Raw genomic sequence first — 22596 nt, forward strand, 5'->3', positions numbered from 1 at the left:
AGACTTCCTCCACGCCTACAACCACCACCGCTGCCACACCGCACTCGCAGGTCAGCCACCCATCAGCCGTGTGAACAACCCCGCGGGTCAATACAGCTAGCGGCTGACGCCCACCTGCTCCAGGGACTTGCGCAGGGGCTCCCAGCCGATGCGGCGGGGCAGGCCACGGTTGCGGGCCTGGGTGAGGGGCCCCCAGAAGCCCGCTTCCAGGAGGGTCTCGGGGCGTACCGCGCCGGCCCGTTCGAGGATCGCCTCGGGGACCTTCTGCGGGTCGGGCACCTTGTACTCGGCCATGATCTCGTCGTACTTGTCGTGCAGGACCCGGTTGTTCGGGTCGGCACCGAAGACGACGAGCTGGCCGGTGGGGGCGGTGTCCACCTGGACCGTGACCAGGTCGGGGCGGTAGCGCGCCAGCACCTCGGTGATCTTGTAAACGTCACCGGTCCAGGCATTGGTGTGCCGGTCCCGGGCCGCCTCGTCCACGCTGCGCGGCAGCATGTCGTCGAAGACGATCACGCTGGACCAGTCGGAGTGCTGCTCGACGTTCATGAAGTCGCGCAGGGCGTACTCGAAGATGTGCATGCCGTCGATGAACGACAGATCCAGCGTGGTGCGGCGCCAGTAGCCGAAGGGGCTGCGGCCGCGGCGCAGGTTGCGCAGCGGGTGACGGCCGCCCTTGAGGTGCTGGAGGGGGTTGTCACGGGCGAAGAAGTCGTCACTGGTGGCCTTCACCAGGTGGACGTCGCACTTCAGCTCCGAGACCACCTTGAAGGCGGGGTCGATCGCGATGCTGGGGACACGGGACAGGCGCAGGCTGCGGCCGTCGTTGACGCCGATCTCCAGGTAGTTGCGATTGGCGCTGACCTTGTGCAGTCCCCGGAGGAACTCATGGCGTTTCACGGAGTGGGACCTTCCTTGCGGATGCGGGGCAGTGCTTCGTGCAGGGCGGAGCGCCACTCGCGCGGCGGGGGCAGGCCGATCTCCTGCCACCGGCCGTGTGCGAGGGCGCTGTACGCCGGGCGGGGCGCGGGCCGGGGGAAGGCCGCGCTGCTGGTGGGGCGCACCCGGTCAGGGTCGGCGCCGAGAAGGGAGAAGACCTCGCGGGCCAACTCGTACCAGGTGGCCTCGCCGGCGTCGGTGGCGTGGAAGACGCCGTGCGCGTCGGGGCCGAGCCGGGGTCCGAGGTCGGCGATCCGCTCGGCGACGTCCGCGCTCCAGGTGGGCTGCCCGCGCTGGTCGTCGACGACGTCGAGGGTGTCGCGGCGGGCTTCGAGACCGATCATGGTCCGCACGAAGTTGGTGCCGTGGACCCCGTAGAGCCAAGCCGTGCGCACGACCGCGCTCGCCCCGGGAAGCTCCTCGAGCACGGCCCGCTCCCCGGCCAGCTTGGTGCGGCCGTAGGCGGTGCGGGGGCCCGTCGGATGGTCCTCCGGGTAGGGGGCTGTGCGGGCCTCGCCGGAGAAGACGTAGTCCGTGGAGACGTGGATCAGCCGGGCGTCGTGCGCCGCGCAGGCGCGGGCCAGCAGGCGCGGTCCGTCGCCGTTGATCTCCAGGGCGCGGGCCTCGTCGGTCTCGGCGTCGTCGACCGCCGTGTACGCGGCGCAGTTCACGACGAGGTCGGGGCGGTGCTCCCGTACGGCCGCGCCGACGGCCTCGGGGCTTGTGATGTCCAGGGCGGAGCGGTCCAGGCCCACCACGTCCTCGCCGCGCCGGGTGAGTTCGTCGACGACGTCGTGGCCGAGCATGCCGCCCGCTCCGGTGATCAGCCACCTCATGCGCGCTCCTGGGCGACGCGCCGCTTCAGGGGCTCCCACCAGGCACGGTTGTCGCGGTACCAGGCGACGGTCTCGGCGAGGCCGGTGGTGAAGTCGTGGGCGGGGCGGTAGCCGAGTTCGTCGCGGGCCTTGCTCCAGTCGACGGAGTAGCGCAGGTCGTGGCCCTTGCGGTCCTCGACGTACTCCACCCGGTCCCAGTCCGCGCCGCAGGACGTCAGGAGCAGGCCGGTGAGTTCCTTGTTGGTGAGTTCGGTGCCGCCGCCGATGTTGTAGACCTCGCCTGGCCGGCCCTTGGTGCGGACGAGGTCGACGCCCTGGCAGTGGTCGTCGACGTGCAGCCAGTCACGGACGTTGCGGCCCTCGCCGTACAGGGGCACCTTGTGCCCGTCGAGGAGGTTGGTGACGAAGAGCGGGATGACCTTCTCGGGGAACTGGTGCGGTCCGTAGTTGTTGGAGCAGCGGGTGACGCGCACGTCCAGGCCGTGGGTGCGCTGGTAGGCGAGGGCGAGCAGGTCGGAGGAGGCCTTGGAGGCCGAGTACGGCGAGTTCGGCTGGAGCGGGTGGTCCTCCGGCCAGGAGCCGGACTCGATGGAGCCGTAGACCTCGTCGGTGGAGACGTGCACGAACGGGCCCACGTCGTAGCGCAGGGCGGCGTCCAGCAGGGTCTGGGTGCCGAGCACGTTGGTGCGGACGAAGTCGGCGGCGCCGGTGATGGAGCGGTCCACATGCGACTCGGCTGCGAAGTGCACGACCTGGTCGGCGCCGGCCATCAGCTTGTCGACGAGTTCGGCGTCGCAGATGTCGCCCTGGACGAACTCCAGCCGGGGGTGGGTCAGTTCGAGGTTGTCGAGGGTGCCGGCGTAGGTGAGCTTGTCCAGCACGGTGATGCGCGGCGCGTCGGGCGCGTCCGAGGCGAGCAGCGCACGGACGTAGCGGGAGCCGATGAACCCGGCGGCACCGGTGACGAGGAGGTTCATGAAGTGATCTGCACCTTGCTGTGGTCTCCGAGGACGAGTCGGTGGGCGCTGGGGACGCTGGGGGCCGGGGTCACCTGGACATGCCGGCCGATCAGCGAGGACTCGATCCGGCCCACGCCCTGGATCGAGGAGTCCCGCAGCACGATCGAGAATTCGAGTTCGCTGTCGGTGATCCGGCAGTTCTCCGCGATCGAGGTGAAGGGGCCGACGTAGGAGTCGCTGACGAGGGTTCCCGCCCCGATGACGACGGGCCCGACGATGCGGGAGTTGACGATCCGGGCGCCCTCTTCCACGACCACCCGCCCGATGGTCTGCGAGGCGTCGTCCACCGTGCCGTCGATACGGCGCTCCATGGCTTCGAGGACCGTACGGTTCACCTCGAGCATGTCGCCGACGTTGCCGGTGTCCTTCCAGTAGCCCTTGATGACCGTGGAGCGCACGTCGGCACGGGAGTCGATCAGATGCTGGATGGCGTGGGTGATCTCCAGTTCGCCGCGCCACGAGGGTTCTATGGCGCGCACAGCCTCGTGGATCACGGGTGTGAACAGATAGACGCCGACCAGGGCGAGATCGCTCTTGGGCCGGTCGGGTTTCTCCTCCAGGCCGATCACCTGGCCGGACGGGTCGAGTTCGGCGACACCGAAAGCGCGTGGGTCGGCCACGCGGGTGAGCAGGATCTGGGCGTCGGGCCGGCTGTCGCGGAACTCGTCGACGAGGTCGGTGATGCCGCCGACGATGAAGTTGTCGCCGAGGTACATCACGAAGTCGTCGTCGCCGAGGTAGTCCTGGGCGATCAGTACCGCGTGGGCCAGCCCGAGGGGCCGCTCCTGGGGGATGTAGGTGACCTTCAGGCCGAACTTCGACCCGTCGCCCACCGCTTCCTCGATCTCGGCGGCCGTGTCCCCGACGATCATTCCCACGTCGGTGATGCCGGCCTCGGCGATCGACTCCAACCCGTAGAAGAGCACAGCCTTGTTGGCCACTGGCACCAGTTGTTTGGCCGACGTGTGTGTGATCGGCCTCAGTCTTGTTCCTGCGCCGCCGGACAGCACGAGAGCCTTCATTCGGTTCACCTTAGTCGTGATCCGGCGGATGTGAACATCACTTCTTTTGGTTGTCGATGCGCGGAGTTACTCGGATGGTCACCGCGCGGTCTCCCGCGGAGCGGTCAGTCCTCGCCCCTGACGATGTTCCACTCCGGCCCGGAGTGTGCGATTCCGGGAGCGGCCCGGTTCTCGACGGCGGGGAGGCAGGTCCGCAGCGGGGCCTTGCCGCGCAGGCGGCGTGCCTTCGACCAGCCGGTCTCGGGCCGGCGGCGGGTGGGCTTGTCACTCAGGTCCATCGACGTCACGACTCATCATCTTCCTTCTGGATCCGCTGCTGTTCGAGTAACCAAAGAGAAACCGAACAAACGCGCGTCGTGACGCCCGGACCGAAGCCGCCGACGCGTCGGCGGGGCAGGGCTGTTCACACCGTCACGCGTTGGGGCGTGCGGCGCTGATGTCACCCAGCGCGGACTCCGGGTCGCGCTCCACGGCCATGTCGCCCAGGGAGACGATGCCCACGGGGCGTCCGTGCTCGACGACCGGGATACGGCGCACGGAGTGCTCGCGCATCAGCTGCACCGCGTGGACCAGGTCCTCGTCGGGGCCGATGGTGACCAGGTCGTCGCTGCACGCGCCGGCCACGGTGGTCCGCTCCGGATCGGTGCCCTCGCTCACCGAGCGGATCACCAGGTCACGGTCGGTGACCAACCCGCGCAGATGGTCGCCGTCCGTCACCAGGACGACGCCGAGGTCCTCGTCGCGCATGATGCGGGCCACCTGGGCGACAGAGGTCTGCGGTTCGACCGTGGCCGGGTCGCTGGTCATGATGTCGCGGACATGCTGAGCCATGACGTGTGCCTCTTTCCTCTTTCCTCGGCTCTTCGCGGTTCCCCCGTCCGACGCCGCTCCGGGTACCCGGAGTACCCGCCCGGTCACCAGGAACTGGTGAGGGGTGTTCAGCGCCCCAGCGCCAGCTCCGCCCACACCTGCTTGCCGCCGCTGACCGGCAGGGTGCCCCAGGTCGCCGAGAGCGCCTCGACCAGGAGGACACCACGGCCGCCGGTGGCCTCCCAGCCGATGCTGGTCGGTCTGACCGGTGAGCGGGGTGAGGCGTCGGCGATGGCGATGCGCAGGCGGTTGCTGACGAGGGTGAGGTCCATGCGGACCTGGCCGTCGGTGTGCACGAGGGCGTTGGTGACGAGTTCGGAGACGACGAGGAGGGCGGCGTCGAAGTCCTCGGTGACGCCCCAGGAGCGCAGGGTGCGCCGGGCGAAGCGGCGGGCGTGCCCGACCGCCTGCGGCACGCGCCAGACCGTCCAGCTCTCCCGCAGCGGGCGCAGGTCCATGCCGTCGTAGCGCAGGAGGAGCACGGCGACGTCGTCGCTGCGCTGGGCGCTGCCGAGGAGGGCGTCGGCGACGAGCCCCAGGTCGACGGGGGCGGAGGCGGCCAACTGGTCGGCGAGGCGGTCCATGCCCTCGTCGATGTCGGAGTCGGGCGTCTCGACGAGTCCGTCCGTGACCAGGGCGATCAGGGTGCCTGGCGGGAGCCGGAGCGGGCTCATGGGGAAGTCGGCCTGGGTGATCACCCCGAGGGGCGGGCCGCCCTCGGACTCCGCGATCTCGGTCGTGCCGTCCGGGTAGCGCAGCACCGGCGGCAGGTGCCCGGCGCGCACGCACCAGGCGGAGCCCTCCTCCAGGTCGATGTCGACGTAGGCGCAGGTGGCGAAGAGGTCGCTCTCCATGTCCATGAGCAGCCGGTTGGCGTGGGAGACCACGACATCCGGCGGGTGTCCTTCGACGGCGTAGGCGCGCAGGGCGGTGCGCATCTGGCCCATGAGGGTCGCGGCGCCGGCGCTGTGGCCCTGGACGTCGCCGATGACGAGGGCGACGTGGTGGTCGGGCAGCGGGATGACGTCGTACCAGTCGCCGCCGAGCTCGAGCCCAGCGGTGCTGGGCAGATAGCGGGTGACGGCCTCGGCGCCCGGGAGACGGGGCAGGCGGCGGGGCAGCAGCTGGCGCTGGAGCATGCCGACGAGTTCGTGTTCGGCGTCGAAGGCGCGGGCCCGCACCAGGGCCTGTCCGGCGAGGCCGGCGCAGGCGGTGAGCAGGGCGCGTTCGTCGGTACCGAAGTCGTGCGGGGTGTCCCAGCCGATCAGACAGGCTCCGGCCATGCGGTTACCGGCGGGCAGCGGCAGGACGGCGAGGCCGCCGGGTCCGACCTCGGACAAACCGCGTTCCAGGGCGCTCCCGGCGGGCCAGATCCGGGCGCGCCCCTCGCGCAGGGCGGCGGCGAGGGTGGGCATGGCGCGCACGGGCGCGTCGGGCCACTCGGTGCGCCACTCCCGGCGCCACAGCTCCGGCCAGGCCTCGGGTTCGGGCGGGTCGAGGACGGTGACGACGAGCCGCTCGCTCTCCAGTTCGGCGAGCGCGATGCGGTCTGCTCTGAGCGGCCGGCGCAGTGCGGCGACCACGGCCTTGCCGACGTCGCGGACCGTGACGGCGGTGGCCAGGGCGGTGGCGAGGCGCTGGACGCGGGCCACGTCGGTGACGGCGGACCGCAGCGTGGAGGCGTCGGCGACGGTGCCCACGAGCCGTGCCGAGCGGCCCTCGCCACCGGGCAGGAGGCGCCCGCGCAGCCGGAGCCACTTCGGCGGTCCGGTGGGCTGGAGCACCCGGAACTCCAGCTCACGGTCGCCGATGGACATGTGGTCGGCCTCCACCACGGACATCAGCGAGGGCAGGTCCTCCGGCACGGTCAGGCCGAGCAGGGTCTCGACCCGGCCGTCGAACTCCACGGGGTCCAGGCCGAACAGGTCCAGCAGGTCGTCGCCGGCCCGGACGCGGCCGGTGTCCATGGCGAGGCTGAACGCGCCGGGGGGCAGTTCACCACCCTCGGCGGGCGCGGCCGGGGCGGGGAAGGCGACCGCCTCGGAGATGAGCTGGAGACATTCGCGGTCGTCGGCGTCGAATCCGTCGGGGCGCTCGCACACGGCGAGGAGACAGCCGCCGCCGTCCCCGTGGACGGGCAGGGCCGTCAGGAAGAAGTCCCGGGACGGCACGCGCCGGGCCTGGACGGGCTCGGCGAGTTCCGCGGGGCCGAGCGAGACGAGGCGTCCGCCGCGGTGGGCCTCGGCGACCGGGGACCGCCCGGCGCGCGGATAGCTGTCGCGCAGTCCGTACAGCGTCCTCGGCGCCCCGGCCGACTCCACCAGGCGCAGCAGCTCGCCGTCCTGGCTGGGTGTGTACAGGGCGGCGAACGCGGCTCCGGCGAAGACGAGTGCCTGTTCGAGGACCCGGTGCACCCTGTCCGGCGATTCCTGATCGGCTGCGATCGTCTTGAGAGCACCTTCGGCACGCAGCGTTCGCGTTCTGCGTTCCTGGGGTTCTCGGGCGCCCTCACTGACCACGTTGGCCATTACAGCGCTTATGCGACACCCGCGCAGCCCCTGTGGGCGTTCCGTGGACCAGCACCGACGCGGACGCTCGAACGGAACCGAACATGTCTTTACCTATGCGTTCCGCACGCTGTTCTCGTGACAGCCGTGACTGTCCGGGCCCGGCGCGTGACTGGGAGGCTCGGTGCTGATCACGGAGGGGGACGCATGGACAAGCGGTACGAGGTGTACGCGCTGGCCGACCGGCACTTCTACGAGACACCGGACCGGCTGGCGCGTGGCGGGCAGGAGGCCTCGCAGGGGGCAGCCCCGCACCTCTACGAGACGGCCCGCCGGCCCGTGCCCGAGGGCTGGGAGACGGCGCGGATCGGGGACTGGCTGACGATGACGCCGCCCGGTGCGGACGGCGAGCCCCTCCAGGGTCCGGCGCAGGGCTGGAAGATCCACGCTTCGGCGACCCGTGCGAACGCGGAGAAGATCGCCGGGATCGTCTGGGACTACTGCGTCGAGCGGCGCGTCCCCTTCAAGTTCGTGCCCGGCCCGCACCTGCTGCACCTGCGCAACACCAAGTACGCGCCCCGCGACGGCAGCGGCAAGTTCGTCACCGTCTATCCGGCCGACGAGGAGCAGCTGCACCAGGTGCTGCGCGAGCTCGGCGCGCTGCTGGAAGGGCTCGAGGGGCCGTACATCCTCACCGATCTGCGCTGGGGCGAGGGCCCCCTGTACGTCCGCTACGGCGCCTTCGCGCGCTCGTTCGTCGTGGACGAGCGGGGCTCGCTGGTGCCCGCGGTGCGGGACGGCGCGGGGCAGCTGGTGCCGGACCGGCGGACGCCGTCCTTCCAGGTGCCCGAGTGGGTGACGCTGCCGGCGTTCCTCCAGCCGCATCTCGACGCGCGGAACAACACGACGACGGGCGAGCTGCCGTACCGCATCGAGAAGGCCCTGCACTTCTCCAACGGCGGTGGCGTGTACGTGGGCACCGACACCCGCGACGGCCGCAAGGTCGTCCTCAAGGAGGGCCGGCCGCACGCGGGGCTCGCCTCGGACGGGGCCGACGCGGTCGCCCGGCTGGAGCGGGAGAAGCGGGCGCTGGAGCAGGTCGCGGGCACGGGCGTGGTCCCGGAGGTGCGCGACTGGTTCGAGCTCGGCGGCCACCGGTTCCTGGTGATGGACTTCCTTCAGGGCCGTCCGCTCAACTCGTTCTTCGCCGAGCGGCATCCGCTGCTGGCCCAGGATCCCGACGCGGGGGCCGTCGCCGCCTACACGGCGTGGGCGCTGCGCATCCACCGCGAGGTGGAGGAGGCCGTGGCGGCGGTGCACGCGCGCGGCATCGTCTTCAACGACCTGCACGTCTTCAACATCATGGTCGCGCCGGACGAGGAGTCGGTCTTCCTCCTCGACTTCGAGGCGGCGGCACCGGCCGAGGAGAACGGCCGCCAGGTGGTCGCCCACCCGGGCTTCTTCGCGCCGCCGGACCGCCGGGGCGCCGATGTCGACCGCTATGCGCTGGCCTGTCTGCGACTGGCCCTGTTCCTGCCCGTGACCACGCTGTTCGTGGTCGACCGCGGCAAGGCGGCGCATCTGGCCGAGGTGATCTCGGAGCAGTTCCCGGACGTGCCGCGGGGGTTCCTCGACGAGGCGGTCGCGGAGATCACGCGGGAGGTGTCCGGCCGTACGGTGGCCGCTCCCTCCGCACCGGTGGACCCCGGCGACTGGCCGTACAGCCGCGACTCGATGGTCAAGGCGATCCTCGCCTCGGCCACCCCGGAGCGCGACGACCGGCTCTTCCCGGGCGATGTCGCCCAGTTCTCCGACGGCGGCGGGCTCGGGCTCGCCCACGGCGCCGCCGGGGTGCTCTACGCGCTGGACGCGACCGGCGCCGAGCGGTACGAGGAGGGCGAGCGCTGGCTGCTCACCCGGACGGCACCGGCACCGGTCGGTACTCCGCTCGGTCTGTACGACGGGCTCGCGGGCGTCGCCCTGGTCCTGGACCGGCTCGGGCACCGGCAGCGGGCACTGGACCTGGTCGAGGGCATCCTCGCCGAGCGGTGGCAGAACCTCTCCTCCGACCTGCACGGCGGGCTGGCCGGACTCGGTCTGGTCCTCGGGCGGCTGGCCGAGACGACCGGCGAGACGGAGCTGCGCGAGCGGGCCGACGAGGCCGCGCGGATCCTTGTGCAGCGGCTCACCGAGCCGCCCCCGGCCACGCCCGGGCGGCGCGCAGGCCTGCTGCGGGGCGCGAGCGGTCCCGCGCTGCTGATGCTGCGGCAGTACGAGTGGACCGGCAAGGCGGGATGGCTGGACGCCGCGGCCATCGCCCTGCGCCGGGACCTGGAGTCCTGCAAGACCCGCGAGGGCGGGGCGCTGGAGGTCGACGAGGGCTGGCGGACCCTGCCCTACCTCGGCGACGGCAGCGTGGGACTCGGCATGGTCCTCGACGACCTCGTGGCCCACGCCCCGGACCTCGCCGGGGAGTTCGACCCGGCCCGATCCGGTGTGCTCACCGCGGCCACCTCACGCTTCTACGCGCAGCCCGGGCTCTTCCAGGGCCGCGCCGGAATGATCCTGCACCTCAGCCGCACGACCACGCCGGGCGCGACCGCCGACCGGCTGGCCGGGCAGATCGCCGGGCTCGGCTGGTTCGCGATGGCGTACCAGGGCCAACTGGCTTTTCCCGGCCATCAGATGATGCGGCTGTCGATGGATCTCGCCACCGGAACGGCAGGGTGCCTGCTGGCGCTCGGCGCGGCCCTCGACCCCGCGGCCGACTCCCATCTGCCGTTCCTCCCGCCGCCGGACCGGCGGCCCCACTGACGCGGCTCCGCGATCCCGCGGCGTCGTGACCCAACCCCGTCCCCACGGATGACCACGGACGGACAACCGACGGAAGGACACACCATGGCACTTCTCGACCTGCAGACGATCGAGTCCGAAGAGCGGACCGACGGCGGCGGCAACAGCACGGTGAGCCTGCTCTCCTGCATCAGCGCGGCGAGCGTCCTGCTCTGTCTCTGACCGCGTCTGCGGTAGGGCTCCGGGCGGCCTTCTCCCTTCGGGGACGGGGCCGCCCGGGGTCCGTCCCGTCCCACGAAAGGCCCTCATGAGCACACGTGGTGACGACGACGCGGCGGCCGGGCACGCCCGCGCGCTGCTGCGTACGGCCACCCGGTTCAGCGGGGCCCGCTGCGCGGCCCTGTGCCTGGTGAGCATCGCCGCGACCGGCGCCGGGCTGCTGCTGCCGGCCGCGCTCGGCCGGGCCCTCGATCTTCTGCTGGCGCAGGCTCCGGCGACCCGCTGGGTGCTGTACTGCGCCGGCCTCGTGCTGCTGCTCGCCCTGCTCGACGCGGCACAGACCGTGCTCACCGGCACCGTCGACGCCCGTACCACCGCGTGGCTGCGCCGCACGCTGACCGGGCACGTCCTGGGCGTCGGCCCCCGGGCGGCCGACCGCTTCGGCTCCGGTGACCTCGTCGCACGTCTGGTCGGCAACGCGGCCGAGGCGGGGACCACGCCCGCGGCCCGGGCGGCGCTCCTGGCGGCGCTCGCCGGCCCGATCGGCGGCGTGGTCGCGCTCGGCCTGATCGACTGGTGGCTCGCGGCCGTCTTCCTCGCCGGAGCCCCCGTCCTCACTCTTCTGCTGCGCACCGTCTCCCGTGACACCTCGGCGAGCGCGGCCCGGTATCAGCAGGCCCAGGGCCGTATCGCGGCCGCGCTGGCGGAGGCCGTCGAGGGCGTCCGCACCGTCCGGGCGGCGGGTACGGAGGACAAGGAGACCGCCCGCGTGCTGCGGCCGCTGCCCGAGCTGTCCCGGGCCGGACACCGCATGTGGCGGGTGCAGGGGCGGGCCGCCGCGCAGGCGGTGGCCGTGGCGCCGCTGCTGCATCTGGGGGTCGTCGCCGTGGCCGGTGTGCTGCTCACCCGGGACCGGCTGTCGGTGGGGGACGTCCTCGCCGCCTCGCGGTACGCGGTGCTCGCGACGGGCGTCGGCGTCCTGGTCGGCCGCCTCGCGGGCCTGGCCCGGGCGCGGGCGGCGGCCCGGCGTCTCGGAGAGGTGCGGACCGAGCCCGCGACCGCGTTCGGCGCACGCGCGCTGCCTGACGGGCCCGGCCGGCTGGAGCTGCGCGGTGTGACGGCCCGGCGCGGCGGACGCGTCGTGCTCGACGGAGTGGACCTCGTCGTGCCGGGGGGCACGACGCTGGCCGTGGTCGGCCCGTCCGGTGCGGGCAAGTCGCTGCTGGCCGCGCTCGCCGGACGGCTGGCCGACCCGGACGCGGGCGAGGTGCTCCTCGACGGCGTGCCGCTGCGCGATGTACGGCACGCCGACCTGCGCGGCGCCGTCGGCTACGCCTTCGCCCGCCCGGCCCTCCTGGGCGGCACGGTCGGGCAGGCGATCGGCCTCGGCCTGCCGGACCCCTCCCCCGCCCGGGTCCGCGAGGCGGCCCGCACGGCCCTCGCCGACGACTTCGTCCGCCGCCTTCCCGACGGGTACGACACGGCCGTCGCCGACGCCCCGCGCTCCGGCGGCGAGTCCCAGCGCCTCGGCCTCGCCAGGGCGTTCGCCCACGGCGGCCGGCTGCTGATCCTGGACGACGCCCTCTCCAGCCTGGACACGGTGACGGAACGCCACATCACGGACGCCCTCCTCGGCGACGGCACGGGCGGCACCCGGCTGCTGGTCGCCCACCGCAGCGCGACGGCGGCGTGCGCCGACTCGGTGGCCTGGCTGGACGGGGGGCGGGTGCGGGCGGTGGGGCGGCACGAGGAGCTGTGGCGGCTGGCTGAGTACCGGGCGGCGTTCGGGGAGGGCGCGGAAACGGCGAGTACGGGTGCGGGTGCCGAGGGGGGTGTGCCGGCATGACGGGCCGGATCCGTGAGCGCGCCGCTTCCCGGGACGGCGGATCCCCCGTCGGAACCGGCCTGCCGACCCGGGGCCTGCGCTTCCTGCTGGCCCGCCGCCGGGTGCTGTTCCGGCTGGTCGCCTGGTCCGTGCTGGAGACCGGGCAGACCTTCCTCATCGGCTACGGTCCCGCCCGCGCCCTGGACGAGGGGTTCCTGCGCGGGCGGGCGGATGTCGGGCTGATCTGGCTGGCGGTGACCGGGGTCGGTGTGCTCGTCGGCGCGTACGGGACCGCGCGGGTGTACGCGGCGGTCGCCGCGCTGGTCGAGCCCCTCCGGGACCGGCTCGTGGAGCGGGTCGTCTCCCGCGGGGTGCGGACCGGTGACACGGGCTCCCTGTCGGGGCTCACGCAGCAGGTGGAGATCGCCCGGGACACCTTCGCCGGGCTGGTGATGGTCTCCCGCTCCTTCGTGTTCACCGCCGCCGGAGCCCTGGCCGGCCTCTTCGCCCTCGCCCCGCCGCTGCTGCTCGTCGTCGGGCCGCCCCTGGCCGCCGGAGTGGCACTGTTCGCGGTGACTCTGCGACCGCTGGCCCGGCGGCAGGAGACCTTCCTCGTCGCCGACGAGGCGCTGGCCGGGGAGCTGGGCGCGGTCTGCCCGGGCCTGCGGGACATCACGGCGACCGGCGCGGAGGCGCAGATCGCCGCCGGTACCGGCGAACGGGTCGAGGCGGAACTGCGCGCGGCGCGTGCCCTGGCGCACTGGGGCGTGCTGCGCGTGGCGTCCCTGGCGGTGGGTGGCCAGTTGCCGATCGTGCTGCTGCTCGCCGCCGCCCCGTGGCTCCTCGCCCACGGCGTCACCACCGGCGCCCTGGTCGGTGCCCTCTCCTACGTCACCCAGTCCCTGCTGCCCGCCCTGCGCAACCTGGTGCACGGGCTGGGCACCAGCGGCTCCCGCCTGACGGTGGTGCTGCGCAGGCTGGCCCGGGCGGAGACCGGCGTGCCCACGGCGAAGCCGGGCCCCGTACGCCCCGCGCCGGAACCCGGCGAGGGAACGCCGCCGGCCTTCTCCCTCACCTCGGCCACGTTCGCCTACGGCCCCGCCAGTACCCCCGTGGTCAAGGACCTCGACCTCACCGTCCCAGCCGGCTCGCACCTGGCCGTCGTCGGCCCCAGCGGCACCGGCAAGTCGACCCTCACGGCCCTGGTCGCCGGGCTTCTCACACCGGACCGGGGGACGGTCACGGTGAGCGGACACGCCGTGCCCGGGCCGGAGGCGGCCGCCGCCCGCGTGCTCATCCCGCAGGAGGCGTACGTCTTCGACGCCACGCTGGCCGAGAACCTCGCGTATCTGCGGCCGGACCCGGTGCCCGAGGAGGAACTGCTGGCCGCGGCGGAGGCGGTCGGCCTCGCCCCGCTGGCCGACCGGCTCGGCGGTCTCGGCGCGCGGGTCGACCCGGCGGCCCTGTCGGCCGGCGAACGGCAGCTGGTGGCACTGACCAGGGCCTATCTGTCGTACGCCCCGCTCGCCCTGCTGGACGAGGCGACCTGCCATCTGGACCCGGAGACGGAGGAGCGCGCGGAGCGGGCCTTCGCCGCGCGGCCGGGCGGGACCCTGGTGGTCGTCGCCCACCGGATCAGCTCGGCCCGCCGCGCCGGCCGGGTGCTGGTCATGGACGGCAGGAGCACGGCGTTCGGCGGCCACGAGGAACTGCTGCGGACCTCGGCGCTCTACCGGGAGCTCGTCGGCTCCTGGGCGCCCGGCCCGGCCCGGCGGCGGTCAGAGCCAGCCCTGTCCCTGCGAGATGCGTATCGCGTCGATGCGGTTGCGGGCCCCGGTCTTGCGGGTGATGGCCGCCATGTAGTTGCGCACGGTCCCGTGGGACAGGTGCAGGCTCCCGGCGATCTCCGCGATGGAGGCTCCCTCGGCCGCGAGGGTTAACACGCTCAGCTCTCTTCGGGTGAGCGGCATCTCGGCCGCCTTGAGGAAACCGAAGCCCAGCGAGTCGCTGACGAAACGTTCCCCCTCAGCAACGCGGCGGATTCCGCGCAGCAGGTTCTGCGGCGAGCTCTCCTTGTCGACGTAGCCGAGCGCCCCCTCCTCGACCGCCCGTTTCAGCAGTCCGGGTCTGTTGGCGGTGGCGAGCACGAGTAATCGCGGGCGCGACCGGTCCGGGCCCGGCCGGCACAGCTCGCCCAGCGGAGGGATGCCGTAGGAGTCCGCGCACTCCAGGTCCGCCGCGCAGACGTCCGGGCGCACGGACCGCACCAGGCCCGGGGCGCCGCGCCACGGCGTGTCGTGCACCGCCAGATCGGGCTCCCCCCGCAGCCATTCCGCCAGCACCGATCTCACCAGACACTCGTCATGCACCAACAGCACCCGGATCACTGCCACCCCCTCGGCTCGCCGTACGCCCCCCACGTCGTGCTGAGCGTGTGCCCATTGTTCGTGATGGTGACCCTGCGTGGGCGCGAAGATCCGGCCATCAAGGTGCGTGGGGGCGCACGCGCGGCGCCCGTACGCCCGGCCGCGCTTCGACTTCGGCGGCATGAGAAACGGCCGTCGGGGTACGCGAGCTCCTTCGATGGAGCCGGAAGACTGTAACCGACGGTAACTATGGATCGTCCCGGTGCCGCTCGTCGTGCGCGACGAGCCGCCAGGGTGGAGATTTGTTCCTGAGCCCGGTCGCGCGGCCGTGCGAGGAGGTGGTCGGCGTGTCCGACGGACAGTCGTCCGCACAGGCGCCGGCAGCCGCCAGGACGCCGGTCGGCCGGCCGCTGCTGTCCCTGGCGCTGGCCTCGATGATGGACGAGGTGCACGCCCACTCCGGCGCGGTGTACCTGATGGCGCCGGACCAGCCGGTGCTGGAGATGGCGGTGATGGCCGGGCTGCCCCGGGCGTTCGCGGCGCCCTGGGAGCGGGTGGGGCTGAGCGCGCCGATCCCGGTCGCCGACGCGGCGCGCGAGCGACGGCTGGTCTGGGTCGGCGGCGAGGAGGCGATGGCCCGCCACTATCCGCGGATCGCCGTGGTGCTGCCCTACCCGTTCGCACTGGCGGCGATTCCGGTGGCCACCGAGTCCACCGTCTACGGCGCGGTCTTCGTGACCTGGCCCGGCGCCCATCCGCCGGAGCTGTCCGACCATGAGCGCGAGCATCTGACCGCGTCCTGCGGCCGGCTCGCGGTGCGGCTGGAGCGGGCGGCCGAGCACAGCATCCCGCCGCACCCCGAGACCGACATGCTGGCCTCGCCCCTGGTGGGCGGGATCGCCGGCACGCTCGGCACGGTCGAGGCGGCCCGGATGGTGAGCCGGCTGCCGTACGGACTGGTCTCGCTGGATCTGCACGGGCGGGTCGGCTTCGTCAACGCGGCGGCGGCCGAGCTGCTGAACGTCCCGGTCAGCCGACTGCTCGGCACCCAGCTGTGGGCGTCGGTGCCATGGCTCAACGACCCGGTGTACGAGGACCGCTACCGGGCCGCGCTGATGAGCCAGCACACCACGTCGTTCGTGGCGCTGCGCCCGCCGGGCGAGTGGTTGTCGTTCCGGCTGTATCCGAGCACGACCGGCCTCAGCGTCCGGATCACCAGATCGCGAGCGGTCTCGGAGATGAACCGGGCCGCACCGTCGCCCGACGGGACGCCCTCCCGGCTCGTCACCATCTCCCAGGTGCTGAACCTGGCCGGCGCGCTGACCGAGGCGGTCGGGGTGCAGGACGTGGTGCAGCTGGTCGCGGACGAGATCGCCCCGACCGTGGGCAGCCAGGCCCTGGTCGTCCTGGGCTCGCAGGCGAACCGGCTGCGCGTGCTCGGACATCGCGGGTACCGGGACGCGCACGTGGTGGAGCGGTTCGACGGGATGCCGCTCACCGAGCCGATGCCCGGCACGAAGGTGCTGCGGACGGGCGTGCCCGCGTTCTTCGAGTCGCGGGAACAGCTGGAGCGCCTGTACCCGGCGCGGCTCGCCACTCCGGACGGGTTCGCGGCCTGGGCCTATCTGCCGCTGATCGCCCAGGGACGGCCGGTGGGGACGTGCGTGCTCTCCTTCACCGAGCCGCACCCCTTCCCGACGGAGGAGCGGGCGGTACTGACCAGCCTGGCCGGGCTGATCGCCCAGGCGCTGGAGCGGGCCCTGCTCTACGACGCCAAGCACCGGCTCGCGCACGGCCTCCAGGAGGCACTGCTGCCGCACTCGCTGCCGGCACTGCCCGGGATCGAGGCGGCCGGCCGCTATCTGCCGGCCACTCAGGGCATGGACATCGGCGGCGACTTCTACGACCTCGTGCGCACGCAGGGGAAGGCGGCGGCGGTGATCGGGGACGTGCAGGGGCACAACGTCACGGCGGCCGGGCTGATGGGGCAGGTCCGCACCGCGGTGCGCGCGTACACGGCCGTGGGCCAGGCGCCCGAGGAGGTCATGCGCAGCACCAACCGGCTGCTGCTCGACCTGGGGTCCGAACTGTTCGCCAGCTGCCTCTATCTGCGGCTGGACCCGGCGCACGGCCGGGCCGTGATGTCCCGGGCGGGTCATCCCCCGCCGCTGCTGAGACGGCCGGACGGGCGGGTGCGCGTCCTGGACCTGGCCGGGGGCCCGCTGCTGGGCATCGACGCCTCGGCGGTGTACCCGACGACGGAGGTCGCCCTCGCCCCCGGCTCGCTGCTCGTCCTCTACACCGACGGGCTGGTCGAGTCCCCCGGCACGGACTTCGAGGAGGCCCTCGCGGACCTGGGCCGGCGCCTGGCCGATACCGGGGACCAGCCGCTGGACGAGCTGGCCGACAGTCTCGTTCATCAGGAGCGGCACCACCGGGACGGGGAGGAACGGCTGGACGACATCGCGCTGTTGCTGCTCAGGGCCATCGGATAGGACAGGCCGGGCACGGCACGCGGACGGGCCGGCCCCCGTGCGGGAGAGCCGGCCCGTCGCACCGCCGGACGGTGCCCTGGACGCCGGTGGGCCGGCCCGGTCCCGCCAGGAAGGGGGCGGTACCGGGCCGGCATCGTCGGACCGGCTCCGACGGTCTCAGGTCAGCGGGACTCGGTCAGACCCGAGTTGTCCTGGACGCCCTGCCCGGCGTCCTGACCGGCACCGGCACCAGCACCGTCACCAGCTCCCGCTTCCTCGCCTCCGGCCTGCTCGCCGGCACCGGCGCCGGCCTCTTCACCAGCGCCGGCCTCCTCACCGGCACCCGCACCAGCGCCGGCCTCCTCGCCCGCACCGGCCTCTTCACCGGCACCGGCCTCCTCACCGGCACCCGCACCAGCGCCGGCCTCCTCGCCCGCACCGGCTTCCTCGCCCGCACCGGCCTCTTCACCAGCACCGGCGCCCGCGCCACCGGCGCCGCCCGCGCCGAGGGTCGCGCCGACCGCCTCCAGGGCGGTGGTCACCGGCTGGAAGAAGGTCTCGCCGCCGGCGGTGCAGTCACCGCTGCCGCCCGAGGTCAGGCCGATCGCAAGGCCGTCCTGGGTGAACAGCGAGCCGCCGCTGTCGCCGGGCTCGGCGCAGACATTGGTCTGGATGAGGCCGGTGACGGTGCCCTCCGGGTAGTTCACCGTGGCCTCGAGGCCGAGGACCTGGCCGTCGTTGAGGCCGGTGGTGCTGCCCATCCGGAAGACCTCCTGGCCGACGGTCGCCTCCGCGGCCTCGGTGATCTGGACGGTCTGGTCGCCGGTGTTGACGTCGCTGGGCGCCTCGGTCGCCGGGTCGTCGTACTTCACGAGCGCGAAGTCGCCGTCGCCCGGGAAGGTCGACTGGTCGACCGTGGCGATCGGCTGGCCGCCCTCCGCGTCCGACCACTCGTTGCCGCCGAGGGTGCAGTGACCGGCGGTCAGGAAGGCGGGCGAGCCGTCGCCCGCGGTGACGTTGAAGCCGAGGGAGCAGCGCGAGCCGCCCGCGAAGATGGCGTCGCCGCCGGAGACGAACGGCTTGAAGGTGCCCGCGGACTTCGAAAGGGTCGCCATGCCGGTACCGAGGCTCTTGACCGTCGATTCCAGTCTGTCCCACTTGGCACCCGTCACGGTGCTGTCGGCGGTGACACGCAGCTTGTTCGTCTGCGGGTCGATCGACCACGAGGTGCCCGCGATGGTCGCGTCGGACTTCAGGGTCTGCGCCCCGCTCTGCAGCTCCGACCAGCTGTTCTCGACCTCGCGGACCTGTGCGCCGGCCGCCTTCGCCTGCACGATCACGTTGTTGTTGTCACCCGGTACGACGTTGACGACGAGCTGCTGGTTGTCGCCGTCGTAGTAGGAGCCGCCGAACGCCTCACCGAGGAGCCCGGAGAGCTGCGAGGCGAGATCCGAGGCGTCGCCCGCCTTCAGTGTCTTCGGCGCGGCGGCCGCGTCGTCGGACGAACCGTCCTGGGACGCGTTGGCGTTGGGGAGCAGGATCGCGGCCGCGCCGAGCGCCACCACGCCACCCACCGCTATCGCGGCCTTGCGCTTCGGAATTCGCTTGTGACTCAAACTTCTCTCCTCCTGGGGGGACAGAGCCTTGCCGCCGTCCGGCAGCTTCTGGGGGGCGCCTGGATGGCTGTAGGTACGCAGGGGTCGCATGGGGCGTTCAATCGCGTTTGCAAGTGATCCCTTCGCATCGCGGAATCAGCCAACTCCCGCCGCCCGCACACCGACCCGCCCGGTCCACGACTTCCCTGGTCACGGCGAGGCGACCGGGTGGAGGAGCCCTGTCGGCCCGGGACAGCGCCTGGCTTGATGACGGTCTTTCGGCTGCGGCCCTCGTCCCGGCCCGCCGAACCGACACGATCCGTATCCGACCGGAAACGATCTGTTGCGAACACCGAGCCGAATCCCGACTTCAGCGAATCTGCACATCGAATGCTCAACCCAGTCACCAAGAGGAGGGTTATCCACAAGCGGGAGGCGCCTGCTACGCCTTTGGGGCGGGAGTGCCGGATTCGCCGCCTCCGGATGCAAGACGCCGGATGGGCCGATGCTGTGGCGCATGTGAAGAACTCGCCACCGAGACGTGCGCACTCCTGCACGTATGGGTACCGCCGGGTCGCAAGTTCCCTGGTGAGACGCCTGGTTGATTGGAAGCGCGGACGCGCAGCGTGCTTTGATCCATCGCATCGCGGGAGCCGCGAGGGCACTCCGGAAACGGGTGCCCGGCGCTCGCGGTCGCGGCCGTCATCTGTCCCCAGAGGGGGCCGCTCCCCCCTTGTGAGATATCCATATGAAGGGAAGTTCCACCATGAACTCCACCCCCCAGGTTGAGACCGTCGAGATCGCCGACGCCCAGCTGGACGCCATCTCCGGTGGCCTGTCCGTGAACGCCGTCAACACCGTCACCGACACGGTCGACAGCATCGCCCCGGTCTCCGGCGTCGTCGACACCGCCGTCGGCACCGTCGAGGGTGTCACCGGCCTGAACACGGCCCCGGTCACCGGCCTGGTCTCCGGCCTCTGATCGAGCCTTTGTGCCGTTGATTCCCGGAACCGCAGCCGGCGGTTCCGGGTTCTTCGGGTGCCGTGACCGTTTCCGTCACGGCCGTATGTACCTCTTCTACGGGTGAGGGAAGTTCCTTGCAGTTCCGCCAACAGGCCCTCGCCAAGCTCCAGTCACCGGAGGAACTCGACCTCCCGGTGCGTTTCGCCCGCCCGCAGGGCTGGCTCGTGCTGTCGGTGACCGTGGTCGCCATGGCGGCCGCCTCCGTGTGGGCGGTGACCGGCTCGGTGGCCTCCACCGTCAGCGCGCCCGCCATCCTCACGCACGGGCAGGGCAGTTACCTCCTCCAGAGCCCCGTGGCGGGCCAGGTCACCGCGGTGCTCGCGAAGCAGGGCGAGCAGGTGACCGCGAACTCCCCCGTGCTCAAGGTCCGTACGGCCAAGGGCGAGGTCGTCGTCCGTGCGCTCGACGCGGGCCGGGTCTCCGGGCTCGCCGCGACCGTCGGGCAGATCATCCAGACCGGCGCGAACGTGGCCGCCGTCGAGAAGGTCGCCCACAGCGAGGACGCGTTGTACGCGACCGTCTACGTCCCCGCCGAGAACGCCGCCTCGATCCCCGACGACGCCGCCGTGGACCTGACCGTGCAGTCGGTGCCGACCCAGGAGTACGGCGTACTGCGCGGCCATGTGAAGTCGGTGGACCGCGCGGCCCAGTCCTCGCAGCAGATCTCCGCGTTCCTCGGGGACAGCCAGCTCGGCGAGCAGTTCACCAAGAAGGGCAGGCCCGTGGCCGTGACGGTCCGGCTGGACAAGTCGTCCGCCACGAAGAGCGGATACAAGTGGTCGTCCGCGGACGGGCCGCCGTACAAGCTGACCTCGATGACGATGGCCTCGGGTTCGATCCGGCTCACCGACCAGCGTCCCGTCGACTGGCTGCTGCCATGAGCGCCACCGCACAGGAGCCGCGGAGCAGGCGCCGCGCGGCCCCGCCGAAGCGCAAGGTGCCCAAGGCCGCCGCGAAGACCGTCCGTACGCCCACGGTGCTCCAGATGGAGGCCGTAGAGTGCGGCGCCGCCTCCCTGGCGATGGTGCTCGGCCACTACGGCAAGCACGTCCCGCTGGAGGAGCTGCGCATCGCCTGCGGCGTCTCCCGCGACGGCTCGCGCGCCAGCAACCTCCTCAAGGCGGCCCGCAGTTACGGCCTGACGGCCAAGGGCATGCAGATGGACCTGGCCGCCCTCGCCGAGGTGAAGTCGCCGGCCGTCCTGTTCTGGGAGTTCAACCACTACGTCGTCTACGACGGCATGGGCCGCCGCTTCGGGCGCCGCGGCGTCTACATCAACGACCCCGGCAAGGGCCGCCGTTTTGTCCCGATGGAGGACTTCGACGGCAGCTTCACCGGTGTCGTGCTGGTCATGGAACCCGGCGAGGACTTCACCCGGGGCGGCCGCAAGCCCGGCGTCCTGGGCGCGATGCCCGCCCGGCTGCGCGGCACCGCGGGCACGATGCCCGCCGCGGTGCTCTCCAGCCTGCTGCTGGTGGCGGTCGGCGCGTCCGTGCCCGCGCTCAGCCGCACCTACATCGACGAGTTCCTGATCGGCAACCAGACCTCCCTGCTCGGCGTGCTGTTCGCGTCGATGGGGGCGTGCGTGCTGCTCACCGTCGTGCTGACCTGGCTCCAGCAGGCCAATCTGCTGCACGGCCGCATCATCTCCTCCACCCTCTCCAGCGCCCGCTTCCTGCGGCATCTGCTGCGTCTGCCGGTGACGTTCTTCTCCCAGCGCAGCCCGGCCGATCTCGTACAGCGGTTGCAGTCCAACGACGCGGTCGCCGAGACCCTGTCCCGCGACCTCGCGGCGGCGGGCGTGGACGCCGTCGTGGTCGTCCTGTACGCGGTGCTGCTGTACACCTACGACCCGCAGCTCACATTCGTCGGCATCGGCGTGGCACTGCTGAACATCGTGGCCATGCGGGTGGTCGTACGGCTGCGCGCGACCCGTACGGCGAAGCTGCGCGCCGACACGGCCCGGCTCACCAACACCGCCTACACCGGTCTTCAGCTCATCGAGACGATGAAGGCGACCGGCGGCGAAGACGGCTACTTCCGCAAGTGGGCCGGGCAGCACGCCACCACGCTGGAGGAGCAGCAGCGGCTCGGCGTGCCGAGCGCCTGGCTGGGCGTGGTGGCGCCGACGCTGGCCACCCTCAACAGCGGGCTCATCCTCTGGATCGGCGGTATGCGGGCGGTCGAAGGCCACATCTCGGTCGGCCTGCTGGTCGCCTTCCAGGCCCTGGTCGCCCGCTTCACCGCCCCGCTGACCCGGCTCAACGGCGTCGCCGGCCGCATCCAGGACTTCGCGGCCGACGTGGCGCGGCTGAAGGACGTGGAGAACTTCAAGGCCGACCCGCTCTACGGCCGGCCCGACTCCGGCGACGGGTCGACGCGCCGCCTCCAGGGCCATGTCGAGCTGCAGAACATCACCTTCGGCTACAGCCCGCTCGACAAGCCCCTGCTCACGGGCTTCGACCTGACGGTCGGCCCGGGCCGGCAGGTCGCGCTGGTCGGCGGTTCCGGCAGTGGCAAGTCCACGGTGTCGAGGCTGATCTCCGGCCTGTACGCGCCGTGGGAGGGCGTGATCCGCATCGACGGACAGCGCATCGACGACATCCCGCGCGGGGCGCTGGCCGCCTCCGTCTCCTTCGTCGACCAGGACGTGTTCCTCTTCGAGGGCACCGTGCGCGACAACGTGGCGCTGTGGGACCCGTCGATCCCGGACGACGCGGTGGAGGACGCGCTGCGGGACGCGGCCCTGCACGACGTGATCACGCGCCGCCCCGGCGGCATCCACAGCAAGGTCGAGCAGGACGGCCGCAACTTCTCCGGCGGGCAGCGCCAGCGGCTGGAGATCGCGCGGGCGCTGGTGCGCCGGCCGAGCATCCTGGTGCTGGACGAGGTGACGAGCGCGCTGGACGCGGAGACCGAACTGGTCGTGATGGACAACCTGCGCCGGCGCGGCTGTGCCTGTGTGGTGATCGCGCACCGGCTCAGCACCGTGCGCGACAGCGACGAGATCGTCGTCCTCGAGCACGGCACGGTCGTGGAGCGGGGACGGCACGAGGAGCTGGTGGCGCGCGGCGGCGCGTACGCCACGCTGGTCAGGGAGCGGTGAG

General features: G+C 72.4%; 16 protein-coding genes and 2 pseudogenes. 9 read left to right on the forward strand and 9 right to left on the reverse strand.

The genetic code is table 11. The annotated features are described in order from the left end of the window. Window positions 1–100 (forward strand): annotated as a pseudogene (locus tag ACIBK5_RS24605) (IS481 family transposase); the annotation flags it as partial. Here ACIBK5_RS24605 and ACIBK5_RS24610 read toward each other — a convergent pair. The 7 genes from ACIBK5_RS24610 to ACIBK5_RS24640 form a co-directional block, all read right to left on the reverse strand. Then, window positions 97–900, reverse strand: coding sequence for a class I SAM-dependent methyltransferase (locus tag ACIBK5_RS24610; protein ID WP_399022474.1), 804 nt, complete (start codon window positions 898–900; stop codon window positions 97–99). The pseudogene ACIBK5_RS24605 and the gene ACIBK5_RS24610 overlap by 4 nt on opposite strands. Next, window positions 897–1775 carry a dTDP-4-dehydrorhamnose reductase gene (gene rfbD, locus ACIBK5_RS24615; protein ID WP_399022476.1) on the reverse strand — a complete coding sequence of 293 codons (879 nt, stop codon included), beginning with the start codon at window positions 1773–1775 and terminating at the stop codon, window positions 897–899. Before rfbD ends, ACIBK5_RS24610 begins: the two co-directional genes overlap by 4 nt. Beyond that, complete coding sequence (gene rfbB, locus ACIBK5_RS24620; RefSeq protein WP_399022477.1) at window positions 1772–2752, reverse strand: dTDP-glucose 4,6-dehydratase; 981 nt, start codon at window positions 2750–2752, stop codon at window positions 1772–1774. The genes rfbD and rfbB overlap by 4 nt, the downstream gene beginning before the upstream one ends. After that, window positions 2749–3816, reverse strand: coding sequence for a glucose-1-phosphate thymidylyltransferase (locus tag ACIBK5_RS24625; protein ID WP_399022479.1), 1068 nt, complete (start codon window positions 3814–3816; stop codon window positions 2749–2751). The genes rfbB and ACIBK5_RS24625 overlap by 4 nt, the downstream gene beginning before the upstream one ends. A gap of 104 nt (window positions 3817–3920) precedes the next feature. After that, window positions 3921–4103, reverse strand: coding sequence for a hypothetical protein (locus ACIBK5_RS24630; RefSeq protein ID WP_399023075.1), 183 nt, complete (start codon window positions 4101–4103; stop codon window positions 3921–3923). Window positions 4104–4227: 124 nt separating this feature from the next. Then, a complete protein-coding gene (locus tag ACIBK5_RS24635; protein ID WP_399022482.1) occupies window positions 4228–4647 on the reverse strand; it encodes a CBS domain-containing protein in 420 nt (139 codons plus the stop codon). Window positions 4648–4754: 107 nt separating this feature from the next. Beyond that, window positions 4755–7214, reverse strand: a complete 2460-nt coding sequence (locus tag ACIBK5_RS24640; protein WP_399022484.1) for a SpoIIE family protein phosphatase — start codon at window positions 7212–7214, stop codon at window positions 4755–4757. Between the two features lie 186 nt (window positions 7215–7400). On the opposite strand from ACIBK5_RS24640, the gene lanKC reads away from it, so the two are divergent. From lanKC to ACIBK5_RS24660, 4 genes are all read left to right on the forward strand, one after another. Further along, window positions 7401–10007, forward strand: coding sequence for a class III lanthionine synthetase LanKC (gene lanKC, locus ACIBK5_RS24645; RefSeq protein ID WP_399022486.1), 2607 nt, complete (start codon window positions 7401–7403; stop codon window positions 10005–10007). Between the two features lie 84 nt (window positions 10008–10091). Next, entirely contained in the window at window positions 10092–10208 is a 117-nt protein-coding gene (locus ACIBK5_RS24650) for a SapB/AmfS family lanthipeptide (RefSeq protein ID WP_184587041.1), read from the forward strand. An 85-nt stretch (window positions 10209–10293) separates the two neighbouring features. Continuing rightward, complete coding sequence (locus ACIBK5_RS24655; RefSeq protein ID WP_399022488.1) at window positions 10294–12051, forward strand: ABC transporter ATP-binding protein; 1758 nt, start codon at window positions 10294–10296, stop codon at window positions 12049–12051. Then, window positions 12048–13970 (forward strand): ATP-binding cassette domain-containing protein, encoded by a 1923-nt coding sequence (locus ACIBK5_RS24660; protein WP_399022490.1) that lies wholly within the window; start codon window positions 12048–12050, stop codon window positions 13968–13970. Before ACIBK5_RS24655 ends, ACIBK5_RS24660 begins: the two co-directional genes overlap by 4 nt. Here ACIBK5_RS24660 and ACIBK5_RS24665 read toward each other — a convergent pair. After that, window positions 13893–14579 (reverse strand): annotated as a pseudogene (locus ACIBK5_RS24665) (LuxR C-terminal-related transcriptional regulator); the annotation flags it as partial. The gene ACIBK5_RS24660 and the pseudogene ACIBK5_RS24665 overlap by 78 nt on opposite strands. 155 nt (window positions 14580–14734) lie before the next feature. Between ACIBK5_RS24665 and ACIBK5_RS24670 the strand changes: the two are divergent. Further along, on the forward strand, window positions 14735–16891 hold the full coding sequence (locus ACIBK5_RS24670) for a SpoIIE family protein phosphatase (protein ID WP_399023060.1): 2157 nt from the start codon (window positions 14735–14737) through the stop codon (window positions 16889–16891). Window positions 16892–17052: 161 nt separating this feature from the next. Here the strand turns inward: ACIBK5_RS24670 and ACIBK5_RS24675 are convergent, their stop codons facing one another. After that, the gene (locus ACIBK5_RS24675) at window positions 17053–18486 is read right to left on the reverse strand and encodes a S1 family peptidase (RefSeq protein ID WP_399022492.1); all 1434 of its coding nucleotides are present in this window, start codon (window positions 18484–18486) and stop codon (window positions 17053–17055) included. 745 nt (window positions 18487–19231) lie between these two features. Between ACIBK5_RS24675 and ACIBK5_RS24680 the strand changes: the two genes are divergently transcribed. The 3 genes from ACIBK5_RS24680 (at window position 19232) to ACIBK5_RS24690 (ending at window position 22595) form a co-directional block, all read left to right on the forward strand. Beyond that, the gene (locus ACIBK5_RS24680; protein ID WP_189721965.1) at window positions 19232–19447 is read left to right on the forward strand and encodes a type A2 lantipeptide; all 216 of its coding nucleotides are present in this window, start codon (window positions 19232–19234) and stop codon (window positions 19445–19447) included. A gap of 116 nt (window positions 19448–19563) precedes the next feature. Continuing rightward, window positions 19564–20370, forward strand: coding sequence for an HlyD family efflux transporter periplasmic adaptor subunit (locus ACIBK5_RS24685; protein WP_399022495.1), 807 nt, complete (start codon window positions 19564–19566; stop codon window positions 20368–20370). Further along, window positions 20367–22595 carry an NHLP family bacteriocin export ABC transporter peptidase/permease/ATPase subunit gene (locus ACIBK5_RS24690; protein ID WP_399022497.1) on the forward strand — a complete coding sequence of 743 codons (2229 nt, stop codon included), beginning with the start codon at window positions 20367–20369 and terminating at the stop codon, window positions 22593–22595. The genes ACIBK5_RS24685 and ACIBK5_RS24690 overlap by 4 nt, the downstream gene beginning before the upstream one ends. Window position 22596: the final 1 nt, after the last annotated feature.

Source organism: Streptomyces sp. NPDC050546 (assembly GCF_044457425.1).
GTDB lineage: Bacteria > Actinomycetota > Actinomycetes > Streptomycetales > Streptomycetaceae > Streptomyces.